The organism is Variovorax atrisoli 110B (assembly GCF_000382045.1).
Taxonomy (GTDB): Bacteria; Pseudomonadota; Gammaproteobacteria; order Burkholderiales; family Burkholderiaceae_C; genus Variovorax; species Variovorax atrisoli.
In genome coordinates, this window is record NZ_KB907450.1 from 986383 (window position 1) to 1010276 (window position 23894).

24 protein-coding genes and 1 tRNA gene are annotated in these 23894 nt (G+C 65.9%); 15 read left to right on the forward strand and 10 right to left on the reverse strand.

Features of this window, described 5'->3' with window-relative positions; translation table 11 throughout:
- Positions 1–174: 174 nt before the first annotated feature.
- The 5 genes from G369_RS0104625 to G369_RS0104645 are packed head-to-tail and all read right to left on the reverse strand — an operon-like array spanning position 175 to position 6984.
- Positions 175–1383, reverse strand: a complete 1209-nt coding sequence (locus G369_RS0104625) for a YbfB/YjiJ family MFS transporter (protein ID WP_019652812.1) — start codon at positions 1381–1383, stop codon at positions 175–177.
- 19 nt (positions 1384–1402) lie between these two features.
- Positions 1403–3064 carry an ABC transporter ATP-binding protein gene (locus G369_RS0104630; protein ID WP_019652813.1) on the reverse strand — a complete coding sequence of 554 codons (1662 nt, stop codon included), beginning with the start codon at positions 3062–3064 and terminating at the stop codon, positions 1403–1405.
- Positions 3064–4101, reverse strand: a complete 1038-nt coding sequence (locus G369_RS0104635) for an ABC transporter permease (RefSeq protein ID WP_019652814.1) — start codon at positions 4099–4101, stop codon at positions 3064–3066. The genes G369_RS0104630 and G369_RS0104635 overlap by 1 nt, the downstream gene beginning before the upstream one ends.
- Positions 4102–4114: 13 nt before the next feature.
- On the reverse strand, positions 4115–5128 hold the full coding sequence (locus tag G369_RS0104640) for a microcin C ABC transporter permease YejB (protein ID WP_019652815.1): 1014 nt from the start codon (positions 5126–5128) through the stop codon (positions 4115–4117).
- A 44-nt stretch (positions 5129–5172) separates the two neighbouring features.
- A complete protein-coding gene (locus G369_RS0104645; RefSeq protein ID WP_244164271.1) occupies positions 5173–6984 on the reverse strand; it encodes an extracellular solute-binding protein in 1812 nt (603 codons plus the stop codon).
- Between the two features lie 58 nt (positions 6985–7042).
- Between G369_RS0104645 and fabI the strand changes: the two genes are divergently transcribed.
- Both fabI and G369_RS0104655 read left to right on the forward strand, forming a co-directional pair.
- Positions 7043–7825, forward strand: a complete 783-nt coding sequence (gene fabI / locus G369_RS0104650; RefSeq protein WP_019652817.1) for an enoyl-ACP reductase FabI — start codon at positions 7043–7045, stop codon at positions 7823–7825.
- Between the two features lie 70 nt (positions 7826–7895).
- Positions 7896–8741: a DNA ligase gene (locus G369_RS0104655; protein WP_019652818.1), complete on the forward strand. Its 846-nt coding sequence runs from the start codon at positions 7896–7898 to the stop codon at positions 8739–8741.
- A gap of 37 nt (positions 8742–8778) precedes the next feature.
- On the opposite strand, the gene G369_RS0104660 is transcribed toward G369_RS0104655, so the two are convergent.
- A complete protein-coding gene (locus tag G369_RS0104660) occupies positions 8779–11085 on the reverse strand; it encodes an arginine/lysine/ornithine decarboxylase (protein ID WP_019652819.1) in 2307 nt (768 codons plus the stop codon).
- Positions 11086–11313: 228 nt separating this feature from the next.
- Here G369_RS0104660 and G369_RS0104665 point away from each other — a divergent pair, with 228 nt between their 5' ends.
- The 5 genes from G369_RS0104665 to G369_RS0104685 all read left to right on the forward strand — a co-directional run bounded on the left by G369_RS0104665 (position 11314) and on the right by G369_RS0104685 (position 13881).
- A complete protein-coding gene (locus G369_RS0104665; RefSeq protein ID WP_019652820.1) occupies positions 11314–11739 on the forward strand; it encodes an NfeD family protein in 426 nt (141 codons plus the stop codon).
- A 44-nt stretch (positions 11740–11783) separates the two neighbouring features.
- Entirely contained in the window at positions 11784–12728 is a 945-nt protein-coding gene (locus G369_RS0104670; RefSeq protein WP_019652821.1) for an SPFH domain-containing protein, read from the forward strand.
- 25 nt (positions 12729–12753) lie between these two features.
- Positions 12754–12844: transfer RNA gene (locus tag G369_RS0104675), tRNA-Ser, on the forward strand.
- 199 nt (positions 12845–13043) lie between these two features.
- A complete protein-coding gene (locus tag G369_RS0104680; protein ID WP_019652822.1) occupies positions 13044–13400 on the forward strand; it encodes a hypothetical protein in 357 nt (118 codons plus the stop codon).
- A 91-nt stretch (positions 13401–13491) separates the two neighbouring features.
- Positions 13492–13881, forward strand: a complete 390-nt coding sequence (locus G369_RS0104685; RefSeq protein WP_019652823.1) for a response regulator — start codon at positions 13492–13494, stop codon at positions 13879–13881.
- 83 nt (positions 13882–13964) lie between these two features.
- On the opposite strand, the gene G369_RS0104690 is transcribed toward G369_RS0104685, so the two are convergent.
- The 4 genes from G369_RS0104690 to G369_RS0104705 all read right to left on the reverse strand — a co-directional run bounded on the left by G369_RS0104690 (position 13965) and on the right by G369_RS0104705 (position 17709).
- Positions 13965–15182, reverse strand: coding sequence for a branched-chain amino acid ABC transporter substrate-binding protein (locus G369_RS0104690; protein WP_019652824.1), 1218 nt, complete (start codon positions 15180–15182; stop codon positions 13965–13967).
- Between the two features lie 139 nt (positions 15183–15321).
- The gene (locus G369_RS0104695; RefSeq protein WP_019652825.1) at positions 15322–15717 is read right to left on the reverse strand and encodes a hypothetical protein; all 396 of its coding nucleotides are present in this window, start codon (positions 15715–15717) and stop codon (positions 15322–15324) included.
- Position 15718: 1 nt separating this feature from the next.
- Positions 15719–16159 (reverse strand): DNA polymerase III subunit chi, encoded by a 441-nt coding sequence (locus G369_RS0104700; RefSeq protein ID WP_019652826.1) that lies wholly within the window; start codon positions 16157–16159, stop codon positions 15719–15721.
- Complete coding sequence (locus G369_RS0104705) at positions 16156–17709, reverse strand: leucyl aminopeptidase (protein WP_019652827.1); 1554 nt, start codon at positions 17707–17709, stop codon at positions 16156–16158. The genes G369_RS0104700 and G369_RS0104705 overlap by 4 nt, the downstream gene beginning before the upstream one ends.
- A gap of 21 nt (positions 17710–17730) precedes the next feature.
- Here G369_RS0104705 and lptF point away from each other — a divergent pair, with 21 nt between their 5' ends.
- The 8 genes from lptF to G369_RS37455 all read left to right on the forward strand — a co-directional run bounded on the left by lptF (position 17731) and on the right by G369_RS37455 (position 23803).
- The gene (gene lptF / locus G369_RS0104710; protein WP_019652828.1) at positions 17731–18861 is read left to right on the forward strand and encodes an LPS export ABC transporter permease LptF; all 1131 of its coding nucleotides are present in this window, start codon (positions 17731–17733) and stop codon (positions 18859–18861) included.
- Positions 18858–19970 (forward strand): LPS export ABC transporter permease LptG, encoded by a 1113-nt coding sequence (gene lptG, locus G369_RS0104715; protein WP_019652829.1) that lies wholly within the window; start codon positions 18858–18860, stop codon positions 19968–19970. Before lptF ends, lptG begins: the two co-directional genes overlap by 4 nt.
- Positions 19967–20335: a sirohydrochlorin chelatase gene (locus tag G369_RS0104720; protein WP_019652830.1), complete on the forward strand. Its 369-nt coding sequence runs from the start codon at positions 19967–19969 to the stop codon at positions 20333–20335. The genes lptG and G369_RS0104720 overlap by 4 nt, the downstream gene beginning before the upstream one ends.
- A 63-nt stretch (positions 20336–20398) precedes the next feature.
- Positions 20399–21340 (forward strand): CysB family HTH-type transcriptional regulator, encoded by a 942-nt coding sequence (locus G369_RS0104725; protein ID WP_019652831.1) that lies wholly within the window; start codon positions 20399–20401, stop codon positions 21338–21340.
- A gap of 155 nt (positions 21341–21495) precedes the next feature.
- Positions 21496–22662, forward strand: a complete 1167-nt coding sequence (locus tag G369_RS0104730) for a pyridoxal phosphate-dependent aminotransferase (protein ID WP_019652832.1) — start codon at positions 21496–21498, stop codon at positions 22660–22662.
- 33 nt (positions 22663–22695) lie between these two features.
- Positions 22696–23091: a hypothetical protein gene (locus G369_RS0104735; protein WP_019652833.1), complete on the forward strand. Its 396-nt coding sequence runs from the start codon at positions 22696–22698 to the stop codon at positions 23089–23091.
- Positions 23088–23546, forward strand: coding sequence for a DUF3592 domain-containing protein (locus tag G369_RS0104740; protein WP_019652834.1), 459 nt, complete (start codon positions 23088–23090; stop codon positions 23544–23546). Before G369_RS0104735 ends, G369_RS0104740 begins: the two co-directional genes overlap by 4 nt.
- A 98-nt stretch (positions 23547–23644) precedes the next feature.
- Positions 23645–23803, forward strand: a complete 159-nt coding sequence (locus G369_RS37455; RefSeq protein WP_019652835.1) for a DUF3309 family protein — start codon at positions 23645–23647, stop codon at positions 23801–23803.
- The last annotated feature ends 91 nt before the right edge of the window (positions 23804–23894 follow it).

A 23894-nucleotide genomic window follows, 5' to 3' on the forward strand; every position in this document is an offset into this window, starting at 1 on the left:
CTTTAAATGCCCGGCCCTGCCATCCGCCCGCCACGGATGCCAGAAAGCCATGAAATGAATGCCTGGAATGGATGGACCAAAAAAAACGGGCGGTTGGTACCCGCCCGTTTGGTCGTGAGCCTCGAATTATATGCTATTTGCGCAATTAATGAAGGGGCTGCGGGGCCGAACGTGCTATTGCGGCACCGTTTCGGGCGCGCCGCGCGATTTCAACCAGACATATGCGAAGAGCACTGCCCCGAACGCCAGTGCCGCTGCCGCGACCAGCAAGGGCAGCTGGAACGAGCCGGTGCGCTGCGCCAGCGGCGCGGCAAAGAGTGGCCCGACGATCTGCCCCACGCCGTACGAAGCCGTCGCATAGCCGATCAGCCCCGCCGCCGCGTTGCCACGCAGCCGGCGCGCATCCCGCATCGCAAAAAGAGTGATTGCGGTGAACGGCATGCCCAGCAGCAGGCTGCCGAGTGCGAAACCGGGAATGCTGGGCCAGGCGACCGACAGCACCACCCCCAGCGCCTGCAGCGCATAGGCCACTGCCAGCAGCAGGCGATTGTCCCAATGCGTCGGGGCGCGGGCCCCGATCAGCGCGCCCGGGATGATCGCCACCCCGAACAGCGGCCAGAAAAAGTCCGGCCACGACGACCCCGGCAGCGCCTGACGGGCGATCACCGGCAGGAAGGTGGCGGTGATGATGTAGCCGAAGCCCGCCAGCCCGTACAGCGCGACGAGCCAGATCGCGTCGCTGCGATCGTCGGGCCCGGCCACACGGGCTGAGGCGGCCGGCGCCGCAGCCGCCGAACCGCCGGCCGGAGCCTTTTCGCCGTCGTCGAACACCCGCCAGATCAGCGCGATCAGTACCAGCGCAAGGATGCCGAGTCCGATCCAGCCCGCATCGGAACCCCACTGCCCCAGCGCGCCGCCGAGCAGGCCCGTCATGACGATCCCGATCCCCGGGCCGGTGTAGATCACCCCGGCCAACGTCGGCGCGTTCGTCTCGGCAAGCCTGCGCAGGCCCCAGCCCGAAGCGAAGACGAAGACCCACGCGCTCATCACGCCAGCCGCGGTGCGCAGCACGCCCCAGCTCGTGAAGCTGTGCAGCAGCCCCATGCCCACCAGCAGAGCGGCCGTGGCCAGCAGGCCGCCCCGCACCATGCTCGATGCCTTGATGCCGATCGCCGCGCAGCTCACGGCGCCGAGGAAGTAGCCCAGGTAGTTGAGCGACGCCAGCACACCGCCTGCGGCCAGCTCCAGCTTTCCCTCGTGCAGCATGATGGGCAACATGGGCGTGAAGGCGAAGCGCCCCAGGCCCATCGCCACCGCAAGGGTGACCATGCAGGCCAGGGCCGCGCGCCAGGCTCCGCGCCGGTCGCGTCCGATTTCCGACATTCTTGTTTCAGTCTCCGTCTTATTCCAGCAGCGCGGCGGCCACCAGCTTCTTCGTATAGGGGTGTTCGGGCGCGTCCAGCACCCGTTCGACCGGCCCGGTTTCGAGGATGGCGCCGTCCTTCATCACGATGACGTTGTGCGCCATCGCGCGGATCACCTCCACGTCGTGCGTGATCAGCAGGTAGCTCAGGCCCCGCTCGCGCTGCAGCCGCTGCAGCAGGCCGAGCACCTGCTTCTGGATGGTGACGTCGAGCGCGCTGGTGGGCTCGTCGAGCACCAGCAGCCGCGGATCGACGATCAGCGCCCGCGCGATCGCCAGCCGCTGGCGCTGTCCGCCCGAAAATTCGTGCGGATAGCGCTCGAGAAGCGACGGAAACTGCGCCTCCGTCAGCCCGACGTCGGCCAGCGCCGCCAGCGCCCGCGTGCGCCTCGCCTCGACGCCCAGCTCCGGCGCATGCACGCGCAGGCCCTCCCCCACGATCTGCTCGACTGTCATGCGCGGCGAGAGCGAGGAGAACGGATCCTGGAAAACCACCTGCATCACCCGCCGCAGCCCCAGGTCGGAGGCGCGATCGACCGCCCAGCCCTTGCCCGCGACAGTCAGCGCGCCCTTGTGCTTGAGCAACCCCAGCGCCGCGAGCGCGAGCGTCGACTTGCCCGAGCCCGACTCGCCGACCACGCCCAGCGTCTCGCCCGGCGCGATGCGGAAGTCGGCGCCCTGCACCGCCACGAACTCGCCCTTGCCGAACCACCCGGCGAATCCCGGCTTCGGCACCGGATAGGTCACCCGCAGCGCGCTGGCCTCGATCAGCGGTGCCGCACCCGCATTCACGGCCACGGCCGCCACGTCGCGCTCGGGATGGCTGTCGATCAGCTTGCGCGTGTAGGGATGCTGCGGCGCCTCGAACACCGAGGCCACCGGGCCGTGCTCGACGATATGGCCGCTCTCCATGACCACCACGCGATCGGCGAAGCGGCGAACTAGGTTCAGGTCGTGCGTGATGAGCAGCACCGCCATGCCATGCTTGCGCTGCAGGTCGGCCAGCAGGTCGAGGATCTGCGCGCGCACCGTCACGTCGAGCGCGGTGGTCGGCTCGTCGGCCAGCAGCAGGCGCGGCTTGCAGGCGAGCGCCATGGCGATCATCGCGCGCTGGCGCTGACCGCCCGAGAGCTGGTGTGGAAACGCTCTCGCCCGCCGCGCCGGCTCGGGGATACCCGTATCGGCAAGCAGCTGGACCGCCGCCGCCTGCGCCTCTCGCTTCGAGAGGCCCTCATGCAGTTCGAGCACCTCGGCGATCTGGTCGCCCACGGTGTAGAGCGCGTTCAGCGCGGTCATCGGCTCCTGGAAGATCATTGCGATCTCCTTGCCGCGGATGCCGCGCAACTGGCGCTCGGGAATGGTCAGCAGGTCGCGTGGCCCATGCTGTTTCTGTTCCTTCTGCCCGTTGCCGAAGAGCCGGGCGCTGCCCGAAAGCTCCGCGTTCTGAACCAGCCGCAGCAGCGACAGCGCGGTGACGGTCTTGCCCGAGCCCGATTCGCCGACCAGGGCGAGCTTCTCGCCCGCAGCCATCCGGAAGTCGATGCCGTGCACGACCTCCTTGCCGCCGAAGGCGACGCGCAGGTCCTCCACTTCGAGCAGCGGCTGCTGATGGCCGGTGGTGTGTTGTGCGTCGCTGCTCATCACTTGTCGGCCTTCCGGGGATCGAGCGCGTCGCGCAGGGCGTCGCCCATGAAGGTCAGCAGCATGAGCGTGACGACGAGCACCACGAAGGTGGACAGCGAGATCCACCAGGCATCGATGTTGCCCTTGCCCTGGCTCAGCAGCTCACCAAGCGACGGAGTACCCGGCGGCACACCGAGCCCGAGAAAGTCGAGCGAAGTCAGCGCAAGGATCGCCGCGCTCATTCGAAACGGCAGGAAGGTGACGACCGGAACCATGCTGTTGGGAAGGATGTGGCGCCACATGATCTGCAGGTTGCCCACGCCGAGGGCCCTCGCCGCGCGTACGTAGTCCATCTGCCGGTTGCGCAGGAACTCTGCACGGACATAGTCGGACAGCCCCATCCAGCCGAACAGGCTCAGCAATATCAGCAGCAGCGCCACACTGGGCGTGAAGATTGCGCTGAAGATGATCAGCAGGTAGAGCTCCGGCATTGCACTCCAGATCTCGATAAGGCGCTGGAAGGTCAAATCTGTCTTGCCCCCGAAGAAGCCCTGTACCGCACCGGTCGCAACCCCCAGCACCACACCGATCACCGTGAGCGCCAGCGCGAACAGCACGCTCACGCGGAAGCCATAGATCAGTTGCGCCAGCAAATCGCGCCCCCGCTCGTCCGTGCCGAGCAGGTTTTCGCGCGACGGCGTCGCGGGGTTCGGGGGTTTCGAGAAATAGTTGAGCGTGCCGGGGCCGTAGCGATTGGGCGCGTAGATCGCCCAGTTGCCGCCTTGCGTGATGCGCTGCTCGATGAACGGGTCCAGGTAGTCGGTGGGCGTCTCGAAGTCGCCACCGAAGGTTTTCTCGGAATAGTCACGCAGCACAGGGAAATAGGTCTGGCCCTCGTAGCGCACGATGAGCGGCTTGTCGGTGGACAGCACCTCGGCGAAAAGGCTCAACACTACCAGTGCCGAAAAGATCACCAGGCTCCAGAACCCGAGCGGGTTGCGGCGAAAGCGTCGCCAGGCGCGGCGCCCCGGGCTCACCGACACCACGACGGGCATTGCTTTCTTCCTGTCAGTCAAACTTCACCCTCGGATCGACCCAGACATAGCAGAGATCGGAGACGAGCTTGGTCACCAGTCCGATCAGCGTGAATAGATAGAGCGTGCCCAGGAACACGGGGTAATCCCGCCGCAGCACGCTCTCGTAGCTCAGGAGGCCCATGCCGTCGAGCGAGAACAGCGTCTCGATCAGCAGCGCGCCAGCAAAGAAGGCGCCGATGAACGCTGCCGGAAAGCCCGTGATGATCGGAATCAACGCGTTGCGCAGCACGTGCTTCCACAGCACCTGACGCTCGGCCAAGCCCTTGGCACGCGCCGTCAGCACATATTGTTTGCGGATCTCCTCCAGGAAGGAATTCTTGGTGAGCATCGCGGTGATGGCGAAGCTGCCGAGCACCATCGCCGTCACCGGCAAGGTGATATGCCACAGGTAGTCGACGATGCGCGCGCCCCAGCTCAGCGACTCCCAATTCGGCGAGGTCAGCCCGCGCAGCGGGAACCACTGGAGCTGGCCGCCGAAAATCACCAGCAGCGCCACCCCGAGCACGAAGCCCGGAATGGCATAGCCGACCAGCACGAACAGCGTGGTGAGGAAGTCGAAACGCGACCCGGCGCGCACCGCCTTCGCGACGCCAAGCGGGACCGCTATGAGGTAGCTGATGAAGAAGGTCCAGAGCCCGAGGCTGATGGAGACAGGCAGCTTCTCCTTGATGAGCTGCCACACATCCTTGCTCTGAAAAAAGCTCTTGCCCAAGTCGAAGCGGGCGAACTGCTTGAGCATCTGCCAGAAGCGCTCCGGCGCGGGCTTGTCGAAGCCGTAGAGCGCCTTGATCTCCGCCACCTGCTTGGCATCGAGGGCGCGCCCGGCGGGGCCGCCGGAGAGGCGGTTTTCCTTGTTCGTCAGCTGCGACAGCAACTGCTCGGCCGGCCCGCCCGGAACGAACTGGACGATGATGAAATTGATCAGCAGCACCCCGAACAGCGTGGGAATGATCAGCAGAAGGCGTCTGAGCAGGTAGGCGGCCATGCGGTCTGGTCTGTCCGTGTCTCTGTTTTGCGTGTCTGGTTCAGCTACTTCGCGGCGGGGTCGATCCACCACATCGTCAGCATCGCTGAACCGGCGAGAAGCCGCTGAGGCAGCGGCGCCTCAGGCCGGTGCAGCTTGCGCTTGTGCGCGATGAAATACTGCTTGCCGTAGTACATCGGAATCACGTAGTTCTGATGGAGCAAGTAACGGTCCAGCAGGCGCGCACCCGCTGCGAGCGACTTGCGGTCGGGGGCGTTGACGATCACCTCCAGAATTTCGTCGATCACCGGATCACTGATGCCGCCGAGGTTCTGGCTGCCCTTCTCGTTGGCCGACTTGGAACCGAAATCGTCAAACAGCTCGTTACCCGGGCTTGACGAGCCGCCCGCGATGTTGATGGCCATGTCGAACTCGAGGTCGTCCTGCTTCTTCTTCAGCAGGCTCGGGTCGCGAAGCCGGTAGTCGAGGGTGATCCCGAGCTTGGCGAGATTGCGCGCATAGGGCGCCAGCACCACGCCTGAGCTGCGGTCCGCGATGTCGAAATTGATGACGAAGGGCGTGCCATCCTTGTCGCGCAGGGCGCCGTTTCTGTAGGTCCAGCCCGCCTCACGCAGCAGCTCCTGCGCGCGCACGAGATTGCGGCGCAGACCTTCGGCAGTGTCTCCGCTGGCGGCCGGGCGCGGCAACTCGCCCTTGGTGTTGTCGAGGTACCGCTGCCTGTTCTTCAGATGCTCGATGAGCGACTGCTCTTCCGGGCTCACCTCAGGCTGGGCCATCAGGTCGTCGCTGTTCTGGAAGTAGCTCGTTGTACGCGCCCGCCGCCCGTAGAACAGGTGCTGGTTGAGCCAGTCGAAATCGAAGGCCAGAGCGAGCGCCTGACGCACGCGCATGTCCTGGAAGCGAGGCTGCCGCAGGTTGGGCACCAGACCCTGCATGCCGGTGAAGCGGCGGTGCGAGATCTCTTCCTTGATCAGCTCGCCGGAATCGAAGCGCCGTCCCTTGTAGCGGCGCACCCAGGCGATGATCGAGCCCTCCTCCATCGCATCGAGCGAGCCGGCCTTCAGCGACTCCTCCTCGCCGAGCTTGTCCTTGAAGTACTGGTAGGAAACCGAGCCGAAGTTGAACATCCCCTTGCGAACCGGCAGGTCGGCGGCCCAATAGTCCGGACGCCGACGATAGGAGATGTACTTGCCGAAGTCGACCTTGTCCACGACATACGGGCCACTGGCGATCGGTGGCTCGCTCACGATCTGGTCGAATGGCTTGCCCTTGCCCCACTCGCTGGAGAACACCGGCAGCTGGCCGATGATCATGTGCAGCTCGGAATTCTGGCGCTTGAAGTCGAAGCGGATGGTGCGCTCGCCGACCACCACGGCGTCCTTGATGTCCACCCAGTAGGAGCGGAAGGTCGGTCCGGCCTGCTTGCTCATCAGGGTGTCGAAGGAGTACTTCACGTCCTTCGCGAGCACCGGGGCCCCATCGGAGAACTTCGCCTTCGGGTTCAGACGGAAGGTGACGCTCAGGCGGTCCGGCGCCAGCTGCACGTCCTCAGCGAGCAGGCCGTAGTTGGAGAAGGGCTCATCCTCGCTGGGCGTCATCAGCGAGTCGAATATCAGGCCGTACTCGGAAAACACGAAACCGTTGGAGCTGTAGCCCATGCCCACCGGCGGCACGCCCCTGAGCGTGAACGGATTGAGCTTGTCGAAGCTCCCGCTGGAAGACAGGACCAGGTCGCCGCCCTTGGGGGCGTCGGGGTTGACATAGTCAAAATTCTTGAAGGACGCCGGATACTTGGGCTCGTAGCCCATGCCCAGGCCATGCGCTCCCCACGAGGGAAGCGCCAAGAGAGCCAACATCAGAAGCAGCCAACCTCGCATGCGAGAATTCTGCCCAAGATTTTCACAAGGCAACCTCATGGGCTTTCTTTCGGGCAAGAAACTGCTGATCACCGGTGTATTGAGCAATCGCTCCATTGCTTATGGCATTGCCAAGGCCTGTCATGACCAGGGCGCGGAGCTCGCCTTCAGCTACGTCGGCGAGCGATTCAAGGACCGTATCACCGAATATGCCGCAGACTTCGGTTCGAAGCTGATTTTCGACTGCGACGTGAGCGACGATGCCCAGATCGACAAGCTCTTCGCCGACCTTGCCCAGGCCTGGCCCAAGTTCGACGGCTTCGTGCACAGCATCGGCTTCGCGCCGCGCGAGGCCATCGCGGGCGACTTCCTCGACGGGCTGTCGCGCGAGGGCTTCAAGGTCGCGCACGACATCAGCGCATACAGCTTCCCGGCAATGGCCAAGGCGGCCCTGCCCTATCTGAACGACAAGTCGGCCCTGCTCACGCTGACCTACCTCGGCGCCGAACGCGCGCTGCCCAACTACAACACCATGGGCCTGGCCAAGGCCTCGCTGGAGGCCTCGGTGCGCTACACCGCGGCCTCGCTGGGCCCGAAGGGCATGCGCGTCAACGGCATCAGCGCGGGCCCGATCAAGACGCTGGCGGCCAGCGGCATCAAGGGCTTCGGCAAGATGCTGGCGGCCGTGGCAGACGCATCGCCGATCCGGCGCAACGTGACCATCGAGGAAGTCGGCAACGTCGCGGCCTTCCTGCTGAGCGACCTGGCCAGCGGCGTGACCGCCGAGATCACCTACGTGGACGGCGGCTTCAGCAACGTGGTCGGCGGCATGGCCGAGTAAGCGTCCCGACGCCCACCGAAACGGGCCGCGCGAGCGGCCCTCGCTTTTTAGCTATTCATTCCATAGCAACGTGCTGAACCGCCGACTCCTGCTGCTCGCCGCCTTCGGGCTGGCCGCTTCGCCGGCCGTGGCGCTCGCGCGCGAGCCTGCACCATCGTTGATCCTTGCCGAGATCTATCGGCCCGGCATGTCGCTGGCGGACTACTGGGTCAGCGAGAAGTACGACGGCGTGCGCGCCTTCTGGGACGGCAAGCAGCTCTGGACGCGCGGCGGCGAGCGCATCGTCGCCCCGGCATGGTTCACTGCCCCACTGCCGAAGCAGCCACTGGACGGCGAGCTCTGGGCCGGCCGGGGCCGGTTCGAGCACGCCGTATCGACTGCTCGCAACCAGACGCCCAACGACATCGCGTGGCACGAGATGCGCTACATGGTCTTCGACCTGCCCGCACAGCCCGGCGACTTCACGACGCGGCTCGCCGCCCTGCGCAAGCTGCTGCCGATCACAGATGCCCCCTGGGTCGTGCCCGTGCCGCAGGAGCGCGCCACCACACACGAAGCCATGCAGGCGCTGCTCGACAAGACGGTGAAGATGGGCGGCGAAGGCCTGATGCTGCACCGCGGCGCCTCCGGCTACCGCGGCGAGCGCAGCAACGATCTGCTGAAGGTCAAGCCCTACGAAGATGCCGAAGCCCGGGTGGTCGAGCATGTCCTGGGCAAGGGCAGGCACAGCACCAGGCTCGGCGCCCTGGTGGTCGAGACGCCCGAGGGCAAGCGCTTCAGGCTGGGCGGAGGCTTCACCGACGCGCAGCGCGAGAACCCGCCGCCCGTCGGCAGCTGGGTGACCTACCGCTACAACGGGACCACGGCCAAGGGCCTGCCCCGGTTCGCGCGCTTCATGCGGGTGCGCGAGGGCTGATCGGCCGATCGATCAGCCCCTCGGACTTCCTTGCCCTTTACTTCGATTCCTTGACGCAGTCGGCGTAGTAGCGCTTCTTGCCCGTCTCGTCGACGCGCGCCACCAGGCCGTGGATGTCGGTCTCGAAACCCGGGCACTGCGTGTTGAACTCGCGCGAGAACTTGAGGTAGTCGACGATCTTCTTGTTGAACACTTCGCCCGGGATCAGCAGCGGAATGCCCGGCGGGTACGGCGTGATCAGGCTGGTGGTGATGCGGCCTTCGAGTTCGTCGATTTCCACCCGCTCGGTCTTGCGGTGCGCGATGTGGGCGAAGGCGTCGCTGGGTTTCATGGCCGGCGTGAGATCGCTCAGGTACATCTCGGTCGTGAGGCGGGCCACGTCGTAGCGCGCGTACAGCTGGTGGATGTGCTGGCACAGGTCGCGCAGGCCCAGGCGCTCATAGCCGGGGTGCTGCTGGCAGAACTCCGGCATGATGCGCCACATCGGCTGGTTGCGCGCGTAGTCGTCCTTGAACTGCTGCAGCGCCGTCAGCAGCGTGTTCCAGCGGCCCTTGGTGATGCCGATGGTGAACATGATGAAGAAGCTGTAGAGGCCGGTCTTCTCCACGATCACGCCGTGCTCGGCGAGGAACTTGGTCACCACGCTGGCCGGGATGCCGGTCTCGGCGAAGTTGCCTTCGAGGTCCAGGCCGGGCGTGACGATGGTCGACTTGATCGGGTCGAGCATGTTGAAGCCGTCGGCCAGCTCGCCGAAGCCGTGCCAGTTGCGCTGCGAGTTCTTGCCCTTGCCGGTCTTCGGCTGGCCGTTCTTCTCGCCGTGCATGATCCAGTCCTCGGCGCGGCCGATGCCCTCTTCGACGAGCTTCTCGGGACCCCAGACCTTGAACCACCACTCGTCCTTGCCGAACTCCTCCTCGACCTTGCGCATGGCGCGGCGGAAGTCCAGCGCCTCGAGGATGCTCTCCTCCACCAGCGCGGTGCCGCCGGGCGGCTCCATCATGGCGGCGGCCACGTCGCAGCTCGCGATGATCGCGTACTGCGGGCTGGTCGACGAGTGCATCAGGTAGGCCTCGTTGAAGAGGTCGCGGTCGAGCTGGCGGTTCTGCGAGTCCTGCACCAGCACGTGGCTGGCCTGACTGATGCCGGCCAGCAGCTTGTGGGTGGACTGCGTGGCGAACACCAGCGATTCCTTCGGCCGGACCCGGCGCTTGCCCATCGCGTGGTAGGCACCGTAGAACGGGTGGAAGGCCGCGTGCGGCAGCCATGCCTCGTCGAAGTGCAGCGTGTCGACGTAGCCGTCGAGCATGTTCTTGATGGTCTCGGTGTTGTAGATCACGCCGTCGTAGGTCGACTGCGTGAGCGTCATCACACGCGGCTTGACCTTGTCGGCGTCCACGTCGGCCAGGAGGGGGTTGGCCTTGATCTTGGCCTTGATGGCGCTCTGCTCGAACTCGCTCTTGGGAATGGGGCCGATGATGCCGAAGTGGTTGCGCGTGGGCTTCATGAACACCGGAATCGCGCCGGTCATGATGATCGCGTGCAGGATGGACTTGTGGCAGTTGCGGTCGACCACCACCACGTCGCCCGGCGCCACCGTGTGGTGCCACACCATCTTGTTGCTGGTGCTGGTGCCGTTGGTCACGAAGAAGCAGTGGTCGGCGTTGAAGATGCGCGCCGCATTGCGCTCGCTGGCCGCGACCGGGCCGGTGTGGTCGAGCAGCTGGCCCAGCTCTTCCACCGCGTTGCAGACGTCGGCGCGCAGCATGTTCTCGCCGAAGAACTGGTGGAACATCTGGCCCACTGGGCTCTTCAGGAACGCCACGCCGCCCGAATGGCCGGGACAGTGCCAGGAGTAGGAGCCGTCTTCCGCGTAGTCGATCAGCGCCTTGAAGAAAGGCGGCTGCACGCTCTCGAGGTAGCTCTTGGCCTCGCGGATGATGTGGCGCGCCACGAATTCGGGGGTGTCCTCGAACATGTGGATGAAGCCGTGCAGCTCGCGCAGGATGTCGTTGGGCAGGTGGCGCGAGGTCTTGGTCTCGCCGTAGATGTAGATCGGCACGTCGGCGTTCTTGCGCCGCACTTCGCCGATGAAGGTGCGCAGGTTCAGCACGGCCGGGTCGAGGTCGGGGCCGATGGTGAACTCCTCGTCGTCGATCGACAGGATGAAGGCGCTGGCGCGGCTTTGCTGCTGGGCGAACTGGCTCAGGTCGCCGTAGCTGGTGACGCCCAGCACCTCGAAGCCCTCCGTCTCGATGGCCTGCGCGAGCGCGCGGATGCCGAGGCCCGAAGTGTTTTCGGAACGGAAGTCCTCGTCGATGATGACGATGGGAAAGCGAAATTTCATGAGCAGGGCTCCGGACGGTCTGGCTGAGAGGGACACACAGGGCAATGTGGCGAGGCGCGAAGTGTACGGAATTCGGATGACGGCTCCGGTCAGCTTCGCGCAAGCCATCGGGTGGTGTCGGACAAGGCCGGCCCTGCCCTTCGCGCCGCAGTATCCCTACGCGGGGAAAGCGCTTGGAGCGGATGCCGCAGAATCACGCGGATCGAACAAGCAACAAGAGGAGTCGACATGGCAAATTCCACTGTCTGGTGGCTGATCGCGGGGGCGGCCATCGTGGTCGAGCTGCTCTCGGGCACCGTCTATCTCCTGCTGCTGGCGGCCGGCTTTGCTGCCGCAGCCATCTCGGCGCACCTGGGCTTCGGCACCGTCACGCAACTGATCGTGGCGGCCGTCATCGGCGTGGGGGCCGTGCTGGTCTGGTACGCGATCCAGCGCAAGCGCCCTCCCGCCCCGCCCACCGAAGCCAACCGCGACGTGAACCTCGACATCGGCGAGACCGTGCAGGTCGATGCCTGGAACCCGGACGGCACGGCGACCGTGCGCTATCGCGGCGCGCAGTGGACGGTGATCCAGCGTGCCGGCCGCACCCCCTCCACCGGCGAGCACCGCGTGGTCGAGGTGGTCGGCAGCCGGCTGGTGGTCGACAAGGTTTAGTCAGTCAGTCCGTCGTAGACAGAACTCAGAAAAGGAAGCGCACCATGGAATTCTCGGTACCCCTCATCATCCTGGTCATCGCGATCATCTTCATCAGCCAGTCGGTCAAGTTCGTGCCACAGCAGAACGCCTGGATCCGCGAGCGGCTGGGCAAGTACCACGGCACGATGACGCCCGGCCCCAACTTCCTGATCCCGTTCATCGACCGGGTGGCCTACAAGCACAGCCTGAAGGAAATCCCGCTCGACGTGCCGAGCCAGATCTGCATCACCCGCGACAACACGCAGCTGCAGGTCGACGGCATCCTGTACTTCCAGGTGACCGATCCGATGCGCGCCAGCTATGGCTCGTCGAACTACATCGTGGCCGTGACCCAGCTCGCCCAGACCTCCCTGCGCAGCGTGATCGGCAAGCTGGAGCTCGACAAGACCTTCGAGGAGCGCGACGTCATCAACGCCCAGGTGGTGGCGGCGATCGACGAGGCGGCGCTGAACTGGGGCGTGAAGGTGCTGCGCTACGAAATCAAGGACCTGACGCCGCCCAAGGAGATCCTGCAGGCGATGCAGCGCCAGATCACCGCCGAGCGCGAGAAGCGCGCGCTGATCGCAGCATCCGAAGGCCGCCGCCAGGAGCAAATCAATATCGCCACCGGCGAGCGCGAGGCCTTCATCGCCCGCTCCGAAGGCGAGAAGCAGGCGCAGATCAACAACGCCCAGGGCGAGGCGGCGGCCATCACCGCGGTGGCCACGGCGACGGCGGATGCCATCGAGCGCGTGGCAGCGGCCATCCGCCAGCCCGGCGGCGAGCAGGCCGTGCAGCTCAAGGTGGCCGAGCGTGCGGTCGACGCCTACGGCAAGGTCGCTGCCGACTCCAAGACCACGCTGATCGTGCCCAGCAACATGACCGAAACCGCCTCGCTCATCGCCTCCGCGATGCGGATGGTGCAGGCCGGCAAGCCGTCGTCGCAAGGTACGTCGAATCAGGGCTGATCTGACTGCTACAATCGTGGGCTTCGGAGCGGTGGATGAGCGGTTTAAGTCGCACGCCTGGAAAGCGTGTGAGGGTTAATAGCCCTCCGCGGGTTCGAATCCCGCCTGCTCCGCCAGAGAAACAAGAAGCCCAGGTTGCCAAAAGCACCTGGGCTTTTCTGTTTGGCAGCAGGGCTTTTCCGTTGTGCCCTCTCGCCATCCAGGATGGGGGAGCCGATGCGTTGCTTTCCAACAACCCCCGATGGCCTCGCAGGCGCTCGCGTCTGGCGCTACGATCCAAAGGTTCTACTTCCTCCAAAGCCCAAAGGAATCTCGATGGCCGGAAAACAGAAAAACCCGTCGCGCGGCACGACGACGCTGGATCGCACACTCGAAAAAAGCGAGCAGGTGGCTGCCGATGTGCAACGGGCATCGGACAACCTCGCCGTGGTCAACACGGTGCTCGAACAGGAACTGCCCGAGGAGGTACAGGTCGGCGAGGTGGCGCAGGCGATCGAGCACACCAGCCAGCTCGAGGAAAAGCTGGCCAAATCCGCAGAGAAGCTTGCCGAGGTGAACGCCGCCCTGAGCGAAGAGATCGAGAAGCGGCTCGAGGTGACGGCCGAACGCGACGAGAGCCAGGCACTGGCCGAGAAGCTCAAGGCCAAGATCCGCGCCGAGGGCGCCGACTGACCGGAGCTGCGGACCTCGTCCGTATCCCTTCTCCTACGCGGAGTCGGCGCCGGGCACGCTACGCTATTGGTTCTCAAGGCGAAACCACGGCATGGCCCTCATCACGTTCCTCGTCGAGGACAACAAGACCATCAGGGACAACCTGGTCCCGGCACTCGAGGATTTGGTCAATGGCCGTGTGGTCGGCTTCGCCGAGACCGAAAGCGACGCCCTCGCCTGGCTCGCCGCCCATCCCGATGAATGGCAGCTCCTGATCGTCGACCTCTTCCTCAAGGAAGGCTCCGGTCTCGGCGTTCTCGGCGGCTGCAAGGAACGCCGTCCCGGCCAGCGGGTGGTGGTGCTCAGCAACTACGTGACGGCGGACATCCGGGCGCGTTGCACGGCCCTCGGGGCGGATGCGGTGTTCGACAAGTCGCGCGACCTCGACGCCTTCATCGAGTACTGCAACGCCAACCGCCCGTCCGGCCTCGCGCCGCTCTGACGCTCTCCCCGCCCCCGCCCGCAAATACGGCGGGCATGAAAAAAGGGCCCGAAGGCCCTTTTTTCGTTCCTGGCTGAAGCAGCTCAGCGCACCACGGCGATCTGGGTACGCGCACCACCCTTGTAGGTGTACAGCGTCAGGGCGCCGTTCTTGATGTCGCCCTTCTCGTCGAAGGCGATCGGGCCGGTCACGCCCTTGTATTGCACCTTGCCGACTTCGGGCAGGTACTTGGCGGGGTCGGACGAACCGGCCTTCACCATGGCTTCGGCCAGCACGTTGACCGCGTCGTACACGTAAGGTGCATAGATCTGAACTTCGACGCCGTTCTTGGTCTTGAACTTGGCCTTGAAGTCTTCCAGCGGCTGCTTGAAGTCGCCGTCCACGCCGCCGGCTTCCGCGCACACCACCATGTCTTCGCCGATGGCATCGCCAGCCAGCTTCGGCAGTTCGCCGGTGCACAGGCCGTCGCCGCCCATGAACTTGACGTTCAGGCCCAGCTGCTTGACCTGCTTGAGCATCGGGCCGCCAACGGCGTCCATGCCGCCGAAGAACAGCACGTCGGGCTTGGCAGCCTTCAGCTTGGTCAGGATGGCGTTGAAGTCGGTCGACTTGTCGGTGGTGAACTCGTGGCCCACGATGGTGGCGCCAGCAGCCTTGGCCGCCTTCTCGAACTCTTCGGCAACGCCCTGGCCGTAGGCCGTGCGGTCGTCGATCACGGCGATGTTCTTGCCCTTGAGCGTTTCGACGGCGTACTTGCCCAGCGTGCCGCCGAGTTGCGTGTCGTCAGCCACGACGCGGAAGGTCGTCTTGAAGCCCTGGCGGGTGTACTTCGGGTTGGTGGCCGAAGGCGAGATCTGCGGAATGCCGGCGTCGCTGTACAGCTTGGAGGCGGGAATGGTGGTGCCCGAGTTCAGGTGGCCGACCACGCCGTTGACCTTTTCGTCCACCAGCTTCTGGGCGACTGCGGTGCCCTGCTTCGGGTCGCCAGCGTCGTCTTCGGGAACCAGTTCGAACTTGGCGACCTTGTCGCCGATCTTGATGCCCTTTGCATTCAGGTCTTCGATGGCCATCTTCGCGCCGAACTCGTTGTCCTTGCCGAGGTGGGCGATGGGGCCGCTGGTAGGTGCCACGTGGCCGATCTTGACGACCAGGGTGTCTCCGGCAGGTGCGGGTGCAGGTGCAGCCGCCGGGGCCGCGGCCGTTGGCGCGGGCGCTGCAGCGGGAGCAGCAGCTTCTTCCTTCTTGCCGCAAGCCACGAGCGTGATTGCAGCCAGTGCGACCGCAGTCCATTTCAATTGCATGGGAACCTCCAGAACTTGGATGAAAAGAGAATAAACAAACCGGTCGTGTGATCCGGGCGCGCAGACCTCGCAAGTTTCGCGCCGCGGACCAGCGGCACCCTCACGCCCTTCCGACCTGCGGCGCAGTTTAGCCCAGTATTCAGGGTCCGGAAGGTGGCGTAGACCCGGTGTTTTCGCTGAGTTCAGCGGCCATCGCCTCGATGACGAGCGCACGCAGAACTGCCTCTATTTCATTGCGCAAACGCGGCACCATTGCGTCGAGTTGATGCTGAACGGCAGCTGACACGGTGTCGCTCAAACGCTCCTCCAGCGACAGGTCGACGCGCTGCAGAACGCGGTGCAGCAATTGCTCTTCGAGGCTGACGATTTCCGCCTGCGAGAACTGCGCCGCCGGCGGCAGCGCCATCGAGTTCGTCGGGTCTGGCTGCGATGCCGGCGCGGCCTGCGGCTCGGGGCTCGCAGGCTCCGCGGGCATGTCGAGCACCGTGGTCAGCGTGGGGACGAACCGGGGCGGTGTACGCAGCGTGCTGGCCATGTCAGGAACTCTTTGCGAAGTCGTGCGGCTGGATGGTGTAGCCACGATCGGCATAGTGGCGCCAGCGGGCTCGGCCGAGCTGCCGGTCGTTCGCCTCGTCGCTCACGATGTCGATCATGCGTTCATAGCGCTCGAAGCCCGCGGGCACCTCGACACCAAGGTTCACCAGCATCTCGCGGTGCGGCAGCGAGGCCGCGTCGGCGCCTTGCGACGACAGCACCACGGATGAGCGCGCGACCACGTGCGCAGGGGCGTCGTCGCGGCAGTGCGCGACGAAGTCCACGGGCGACAGCTGCCAGAGCGCTCCATCCACCGCTTCGAGCGAGCGCGCGTCGCCCACCACCACCACGCGCAGGCCGCGCGTGTTCACGGCCTTGCGAACCAGCCGGCAGGCGTAGTTCAGCTTGTCGCGCGCGTTGTAGTGAAAGCCGATCTCGGTCACTTCTCGGTCCGGGTCTTTCCTGCGGGAGCCGCGGCGGACTTGCCGGCCTTCTTGCCAACCTTGGTCTTGGCGCCGGCCTTGGCGCCTTGGGTGCCATCCTCAGCACCGGTGCTGCCCACGCGGCCCATCAGATAGGACACCAGCAGGCCCACCGGCCGGCCGGTCGAGCCCTTGGCCGCTCCGCTCTTCCATGCGGTGCCGGCGATGTCCAGGTGCGCCCATGCGAAGTCGCTGGCGAAGCGCTGCAGGAACTTGGCCGCGGTGATGGCGCCGCCCGCGCGGCCGGCGATGTTGGCCACGTCGGCGAAGTTGCTCTTCAGGCCCTCGGCGTAGTCGTCGTCCAGCGGCATGCGCCAGCAGCGGTCCTGCGAGGCCTCGCCTGCGGCCTCGAGCGCCGCTGCGAGCGTGTCGTCGCTGGAAAACAGGCCGCTGCGCACGCCGCCGAGGGCGATCACGCAGGCACCCGTCAGCGTGGCGATGTCGATCACGGCGGCGGGCTCGAAGCGCTTGGCGTAGGTCAGCGCGTCGCAGAGGATGAGCCGGCCCTCGGCGTCGGTGTTGAGCACCTCGATGGTCTGGCCGCTCATGCTGGTCACCACGTCGCCGGGCTTCACGGCACGGCCGTCGTTCATGTTCTCGCAAGAGGGGATGAGGCCGACGACGTTGATGGCAGGCTGGATGTCGCCCAGGGCGCGGAAGGTGCCCAGCACGCTGGCCGCGCCGCACATGTCGAACTTCATCTCGTCCATCTCGGCGGCCGGCTTGAGCGAGACGCCGCCGGTGTCGAAGGTGATGCCCTTGCCGACCAGCACGACCGGCGCCTGGCTCTTGGGCGCGCCTTGATAGCGCAGCACGATGAAGCGCAGCGGCTGCGCCGAGCCCTGCGCCACGGCGGCGAAGGAGCCCATGCCGAGCTTCTCGACCTCCTTCGGGCCCAGCACCTCGCACTTGATGTTCGGCAGCTTGCCGAGCTCCTTGGCGGCCTCGCCCAGCAGCGTGGGCGTGGCGTGGTTGGCGGGGCGGTTGCCCCATTCCTTGGCCAGCTCGATGCCGCGGACAGTGGCGCGGGCTTCGTCGAAGGGCTGGGAAACCGCGCCGGCGTCTGCAACGCCGATGGTCAGCTGGCGGATGCTGCGCGGCTCGGCCTTGGGCTTGGTGGTGGTGTAGACATAGCTCGCTTCAGCCGCCGCAATGACGGCTGCAGCCACCGCCGGGCCGTCGGCCGGCTGGGCAAACACCAGGGTCACGCGCCTGGCAGGCTGTGCCTTGGCCGCACTGACGGCCGCCGCCACCCCGCTGCGCACGGAAGCCGGCTTGCCGTCGCCGATGGCAGCGAGCACCACGCGGCCGGCGACGACGCCTTCGGGACGATAGAGGCTCAGCAGCTTGCCGGCCTTGTCGGGCAGGTCGCCGGCCTTGCGGGCGCTGGCGGCGAGCACGGAAAGCGGGTCCTTGGAGACGATGGGGGCGCTGCCGGCGAGCACGATCAGGACATCGGATTTCTCGGCTGCAGCCTGGGCGACGGTGAGGGTCTTGAGTTGAAAGTCCATAATCCTTTTTTTCCTCGAACGATGTTATTCCATTCTTCCCTACGCAAGGAGCTGTCGCGCAGCTTCGGAGCGACCCTCGTGGTACTGGTCACCATCGTGATGACCATGATGCTCATCCGCACCCTCGGGCTGGCGTCCAAGGGCAGTGTGAACCCGCAGGAGGTGTTCCTGGTGATGGCCTACACGGTGCTCGGCTACATGCCGACCATCCTGAGCCTGAGCCTGTTCATCGCCATCGTCGGCACCCTGTCGCGCATGTACCGCGACAGCGAGATGGTCATCTGGTTCTCCAGCGGGCGCGGCATGGCCGATTTCGTCAAGCCGCTGTTCCGTTTCGCCTGGCCGGTGCTGATCCTGATCGCCGTGATGGCGCTGGTGGGCTGGCCCTGGGCCAACTCGCAGACCATCGGGATGCGCAAGCAGTACGAGCAGCGCAGCGACATTGAGCGCGTGGCGCCGGGTGAATTCCGAGAATCGGCCGGCCGCGTGCGGGTGTTCTTCATCGACAAGGAGACGCCGGACAACTCCAAGGCCACCAACGTCTTCATCTGGTCGATCGAGCGCAACATGCAGATCACGACCTCGGCGCGCAGCGGCAGCATCGAGAACATCGGCGACTCGCGCTACCTCCTGCTCAACAACGGCCAGCGCCTAGAGCAGCCGATGGCGAACACCGGCCTGAAGATCAGCGAATTCAAGACCTACGGCACGCGCGCCGGCGGCAGCTCCGGCTTCGGCGACGACGCCACCCCCGCACGTGCGCGCACCACGCTGTCGCTGCTGACCGACGCGAGCGACATGAGCCGGGGCGAGCTGGCCTGGCGCATCGGCATGCTGCTGGCCGCCATCAACTTCGTGCTGCTGGCGCTGAACGTGTCCAGCGGCAACCCGCGCGTGGGCCGCAGCGGCAACCTGCTGCTCGCACTGTTCGCCTTCGTCGTCTACTACAACATGCTCAACCTCGGCCAGAGCTGGATCAGCTCGGGCAAGTTCGGCATGGGCGGCTTCATGCTGCTGCTGCACGGCGGCGTGCTGCTGATCAACCTGGCATGGCTGGGCGCCCGCCAGAACAACTGGGGACGCCGCATCCGGAAGAGCCCGTCCGCCTCCGTCGCCGCGCCGCCATCCGCTCCCAGGATCGAACCCACGTGAAAACGATAAGACGCCTGATCTACGTCGAGGTGCTGAAGGCCGTCGCGTTCGTGACGCTCGGCTTCCTGAGCCTCTTCTTCTTCTTCGACTTCGTCGACGAACTGCAGTCCATCGGCAAGCCCGACAGCCTGAACTACGGGCCCGCGCAAGCGTTGCTGTACGTGGCCCTGCTGATCCCGAGCCACCTGTACGAACTGCTGCCGATCACCGTGCTGATCGGCTCGATCTTCGTCATGGCACGGCTGGCGCAGAGCTCCGAATACACCATCCTGCGCACCAGCGGCCTGGGGCCCTGGCGCGCGCTGCGCACCCTGCTGATCATGGGCATCGGCTTCGTGGTGCTGACCTTCGCCGTCGGCGACTACATCGCGCCCATTTCCGAGCGCACGGGCCAGCTGCTCAAGGCCAGGTACCAGGGCACCTACTCGCTGGCCGGCAACACGGGCGCTTGGCTGAAGGAGAAGCGCGACAACGTCTCCTACGCGGTGAACGTGCTGGCCATCGACCGCAAGGGCGCGCTGAAGAGCCCGCGCATCTTCGAGTTCGACGAGAGCGGCTACATCAAGACCCAGATCACCGCGGCCTCTGCCACCATCGGTGACGACGGCCACTGGATGCTCACCGGCGTGGAAGAACAGAAATACGACACGCGCAGCTCGGCCGAACAGGCGCACATCGTCACCACCAAGCTGCCTCAACTGAACTGGCCGACCTCGCTGACCGGCGAGATGGTGTCGGTGGCGCTGCTGCGCCCCGACCGGATGAGCACGATCGACCTGTTCGACTACATCCGCCACCTCGACGCCAACGGCCAGACAGCGCAGCGCTACGAGATCGAGTTCTGGCGGAAGGTCTTCTATCCGCTGTCATGCCTGGTGATGGTGGTGCTCGCCCTGCCCTTCGCCTACCTGCACTTCCGCCAGTCCGGCATCACGACCTACGTGTTCGGCGGCGTGATGATCGGCATCAGTTTCTTCCTGCTTAACAACGTGTTCGGCTACCTGGGCAATCTCAGCAACTGGTCGCCATGGCTCACGGCGGCGGCGCCGGGGCTGATCTACTCGGTGATGTCGCTCACGGCCTTCAGCTGGCTGGTGCTGCGGCGATGACGGCCACCCAGGGAATCATCCTGCTGGCGCACGGCTCGCGCGACGAGCGCTGGCGCGAGCCCATCGAGGCGGTCGCCCGGCAGGTGCTCGCCGACGATCCCAGCGCCCGCGTGGCCTGCGCGTACATGGAACTGGCGACGCCCGACCTGCCCACGGCCGCCGAAACGCTGATTGGCGGTGGCGCAACGGCCGTCCGGGTGGTTCCGCTCTTCCTTGGCATGGGCAAGCACGCCCGCGAAGACCTGCCGCAGCAGGTCGAGGCGCTGCGCCAGCGCTGGCCCGCCGTGGGTTTCTCGCTGGCCCGGATCGTGGGCGAAGAGCCCGAACTGGTCGATCTCCTGGCCAGGATTGCGGTCAAATCGTGAACATCCGGAAATTTCGATAGATTCCGAAGGCATAATGAATTCCGCAATAAGACGGAATTTGATATGAATCTGCATCAGTTCAAGTTTGTTCAGGAAGCCGTGCGGCGCAACCTGAATCTCACCGAGGCGGCCAAGGCACTGCACACCTCGCAGCCCGGGGTATCCAAGGCCATCATCGAGCTCGAGGAGGAACTGGGCGTCGAGATCTTCGCGCGCCACGGCAAGCGGCTGAAGCGCGTCACCGAACCGGGCCAGCACGTCATCGCCAGCATCGAGCTGATCATGCGCGAGGTGGGCAACCTCAAGCGCATCGGCGAGCAGTTCAGCGCGCAGGACAGCGGCACCCTCTCCATCGCCACCACCCACACCCAGGCGCGCTACGTGCTGCCGGTGCCCGTGGCCAACCTGCGCGAGGCCTATCCCAAGGTCAACGTGAGCCTCCACCAGGGCTCGCCCGACCAGGTGGCGCGCATGGTGATCGACGAGATCGCCGAGATCGGCATCGCCACCGAGTCGCTCGACGGCTACGCCGAACTGGTGACCCTGCCCTGCTACGAATGGCAGCACGTGCTGGTGCTGCCCAAGGACCATCCGCTGGCCTCCAAGGAGCGCATCACGCTGGAAGACCTGGCGAGCGAGCCGATCATCACGTACCACCCCTCGTTCACCGGCCGCACGCGCATCGACCACGCCTTCGCCCAGAAGAAGCTCACGCCGCGCATCGCGCTCGAAGCCATCGACTCCGACGTGATCAAGACCTACGTGCGGCTCGGCCTGGGCGTGGGCATCGTGGCCGAGATGGCGGTGCGCGACGAGTCGAACGCCGACCTCGTGGTGCGCCCGATGGGCCATGTGTTCGGCCAGAATATCGCGCGGGTCGCGTTCAAGCGCAGCGCCTACCTGCGCAACTTCGTGTTCAAGTTCGCCGAGCTGCTCTCCGACCGCCTCGACCGCAACCTGATCGCGAAGGCTCTCAGCGGCCACCAACAAGACTACGAGCTGTAATAGGACCTCCCCCAGTCTTCGCGCACTTCGTGTCGCTTCGCCAACCCCCTCCGGGGGCGACACCAGCGGCCCGGCAAAGCCGGTTCCGCGGTGTCCCTGGAAGGGAGCGAGGACGGACGACAGGCTGGCGCAAGAACAACTGAAACCACGACATCATGAGCACGTCACCACGCACGCCCGACATCGTCACCAAGCTGCCGGCCGTCGGCACCACCATCTTCACCGTGATGTCGGCGCTGGCCGCGGAGAAAAACGCGGTCAACCTGGGCCAGGGCTTCCCGGACTTCCACTGCGATCCGAAGCTGCTGGAAGACGTGACGGCCGCGATGGCCGCGGGCCACAACCAGTACCCGCCGATGCCCGGCATTCCGGCGCTGCGCGATGCCATCTCGGCCAAGATCGCGGCGCAGTACGGCCATACCTACAGCGCGGCGACCGAGATCACCGTCACTGCCGGCGCCACGCAGGCGATCATCACGGCCATCCTCGCCGTGGTGCGCCCGGGCGACGAGGTGATCGTGCTGGAGCCCTGCTACGACAGCTACGTGCCCAACATCGAGCTGGCCGGCGGCAGCGTGGTGCGCGTGCCGCTGGTGCCTGGCACGTTCCGCCCCGACTTCGACAAGATCGCCGCCGCGCTCACGCCGCGCACGCGCGCCATCATCATCAACACGCCGCACAACCCGAGCGCCACGGTATGGACCGAGGCCGAGATGCGCCAACTCGAGGAACTGCTCGCGCCCACCGACGTGTTCGTGATCAGCGACGAGGTCTACGAGCACATGGTGTTCGACGGTGCCCGCCACGAGAGCGTGGCGCGCTTTCCGGGGCTGGCCGCGCGCAGCTTCATCGTCAGCAGCTTCGGCAAGACCTACCACGTCACCGGCTGGAAGGTCGGCTACGTGGCCGCGCCCGCCCCGCTGATGGCGGAGTTCCGCAAGGTGCACCAGTTCAACGTGTTCACCGTGAACACGCCGATGCAGCATGCGCTGGCTCAGTACATGGCCGAGCCGAAGCCCTATCTCGAGCTGCCGGCCTTCTACCAGCGCAAGCGGGACCTGTTCGCCGCCGGCCTGGCCGAGAAGACCCGCTTCAGGCTGCTGCGCAGCGAAGGCAGCTACTTCCAGTGCGTGGACATCTCGGCGGTGAGCGACCTGTCCGAAGCCGAGTTCTGCCTGTGGCTCACGCGCGAGATCGGCGTGGCCGCCATCCCGCTGTCGGCCTTCTACGGCAACGGCTTCGACCAGCGCGTGGTGCGCTTCTGCTTCGCCAAGAAGGACGAGACGCTGCTCGCGGCGCTGGACCGCCTCGCACGCCTCTGACGGCTGCGGCTCGATGACCGCAGCCACCGCCCGATGCCCATCGCGATGAACAGGCCGCGCCGGGTGCTTCTGGCGCTGGCGCTCTCGTTCGTCGCGGCGGGCGTGCTTTCGCCCGTCGTGCCGCAAGTGGCCGGCAAGTCCTACTCGGCCATCGACGTTGCCCACGCCCTGCTCATCGGGGCGCTCAGCTACACGTGGTGCCGCGCCGAGGGGCTGGAGCGCGGCGGCGCACCGCCAGGGCGCTCGGCCTTGCTGGCGGGCCTGTTCCCCATCCTCGGCGTGCCGATCTATTTCTTCCGCACCCGTTCCTTCGCCAAGGCGCTCGTGGCGACGCTGGCGGCCGCCGCCTTCCTCGTCGCCTGCACCGTGCTGTCGGGCCTCTGCGCCATTGCGAGCGCAGCCCTGCTCGGAAGGTCCCTGCCCACATGAAGAACAACCCCGTTGCCATCCTGAGGCTCGTTTTCGGTGCGGTCGCCTTGGTGCTGTGCGCGGTCGCGTGGCTGCTGCACCACAACACGGCGTCCTTCATCGCCTCGGCCAGCCGCACGCAGGGCGAAGTGATGCGGCTGCTCTACGTCGAGAGCTCCGAGCGCCACGAATCGGGAGGCACCTGGAAACCGCTGGTGCGCTTCAAGGCGCCCTCGGGCGAGATCATCGAGTTCGCGCCGTCGAGCAGCAGCAGCCCGCCGGCCTACAGGGTCGGCGAGAAGGTCGATGTGTTCTTCGACCCGAACGACCCGCAGGACGCCATGCTCGACGGCTTCTTCTCGCTGTGGGGTGGTGCGCTCATCACGGGCGGGCTGGGCCTGGTTTTCCTGCTGGTGACGGCGGTGCTGCTGTTCGTGCCTGCAACCGCGCCGGCAAGGCGCCGACGCCCACGGTAGGACGCCGCCTGACCACCGGAGGCGCTGCCTTCCGGCGACATGCGCGACATGGCAGGGCGAGCATGACAGCTCATTGCAACAACGCCCTGGAGACCCTTATGTCGCTCTCGTTCATTCTGCTGATCATCCTCATCCTGCTGCTGATCGGCGCACTGCCGAGCTGGGGCTACAGCCGCTCCTGGGGCTACGGACCCAGCGGCGGCCTCGGCCTGGTGGTGGTGATCGTGGTGATCCTGGTGCTGATGGGACGCATATAGGCCTCTCAGCCACCGCGTCCCGGCCATAGGAAGCCAAGGAAAAGCCCGCGCAAGCGGGCTTTTTCTCGTCTCAGTCGTCCCAGTCGTCTCA

Excerpts from the sequence above, each read along its gene's own strand:
- G369_RS0104625 (WP_019652812.1), bottom strand. The coding sequence starts at position 1,383 with ATGTCGGAAATCGGACGCGACCGGCGCGGAGCCTGGCGCGCGGCCCTG.
- G369_RS0104630 (WP_019652813.1), bottom strand. The coding sequence starts at position 3,064 with ATGAGCAGCGACGCACAACACACCACCGGCCATCAGCAGCCGCTGCTC.
- G369_RS0104635 (WP_019652814.1), bottom strand. The coding sequence starts at position 4,101 with ATGCCCGTCGTGGTGTCGGTGAGCCCGGGGCGCCGCGCCTGGCGACGC.
- G369_RS0104640 (WP_019652815.1), bottom strand. The coding sequence starts at position 5,128 with ATGGCCGCCTACCTGCTCAGACGCCTTCTGCTGATCATTCCCACGCTG.
- G369_RS0104645 (WP_244164271.1), bottom strand. The coding sequence starts at position 6,984 with ATGTTGGCTCTCTTGGCGCTTCCCTCGTGGGGAGCGCATGGCCTGGGC.
- fabI (WP_019652817.1), top strand. The coding sequence starts at position 7,043 with ATGGGCTTTCTTTCGGGCAAGAAACTGCTGATCACCGGTGTATTGAGC.
- G369_RS0104660 (WP_019652819.1), bottom strand. The coding sequence starts at position 11,085 with ATGAAATTTCGCTTTCCCATCGTCATCATCGACGAGGACTTCCGTTCC.
- G369_RS0104665 (WP_019652820.1), top strand. The coding sequence starts at position 11,314 with ATGGCAAATTCCACTGTCTGGTGGCTGATCGCGGGGGCGGCCATCGTG.
- G369_RS0104670 (WP_019652821.1), top strand. The coding sequence starts at position 11,784 with ATGGAATTCTCGGTACCCCTCATCATCCTGGTCATCGCGATCATCTTC.
- G369_RS0104680 (WP_019652822.1), top strand. The coding sequence starts at position 13,044 with ATGGCCGGAAAACAGAAAAACCCGTCGCGCGGCACGACGACGCTGGAT.
- G369_RS0104685 (WP_019652823.1), top strand. The coding sequence starts at position 13,492 with ATGGCCCTCATCACGTTCCTCGTCGAGGACAACAAGACCATCAGGGAC.
- G369_RS0104690 (WP_019652824.1), bottom strand. The coding sequence starts at position 15,182 with ATGCAATTGAAATGGACTGCGGTCGCACTGGCTGCAATCACGCTCGTG.
- G369_RS0104695 (WP_019652825.1), bottom strand. The coding sequence starts at position 15,717 with ATGGCCAGCACGCTGCGTACACCGCCCCGGTTCGTCCCCACGCTGACC.
- G369_RS0104705 (WP_019652827.1), bottom strand. The coding sequence starts at position 17,709 with ATGGACTTTCAACTCAAGACCCTCACCGTCGCCCAGGCTGCAGCCGAG.
- lptF (WP_019652828.1), top strand. The coding sequence starts at position 17,731 with ATGTTATTCCATTCTTCCCTACGCAAGGAGCTGTCGCGCAGCTTCGGA.
- G369_RS0104720 (WP_019652830.1), top strand. The coding sequence starts at position 19,967 with ATGACGGCCACCCAGGGAATCATCCTGCTGGCGCACGGCTCGCGCGAC.
- G369_RS0104725 (WP_019652831.1), top strand. The coding sequence starts at position 20,399 with ATGAATCTGCATCAGTTCAAGTTTGTTCAGGAAGCCGTGCGGCGCAAC.
- G369_RS0104730 (WP_019652832.1), top strand. The coding sequence starts at position 21,496 with ATGAGCACGTCACCACGCACGCCCGACATCGTCACCAAGCTGCCGGCC.
- G369_RS0104735 (WP_019652833.1), top strand. The coding sequence starts at position 22,696 with ATGCCCATCGCGATGAACAGGCCGCGCCGGGTGCTTCTGGCGCTGGCG.
- G369_RS0104740 (WP_019652834.1), top strand. The coding sequence starts at position 23,088 with ATGAAGAACAACCCCGTTGCCATCCTGAGGCTCGTTTTCGGTGCGGTC.
- G369_RS37455 (WP_019652835.1), top strand. The coding sequence starts at position 23,645 with ATGTCGCTCTCGTTCATTCTGCTGATCATCCTCATCCTGCTGCTGATC.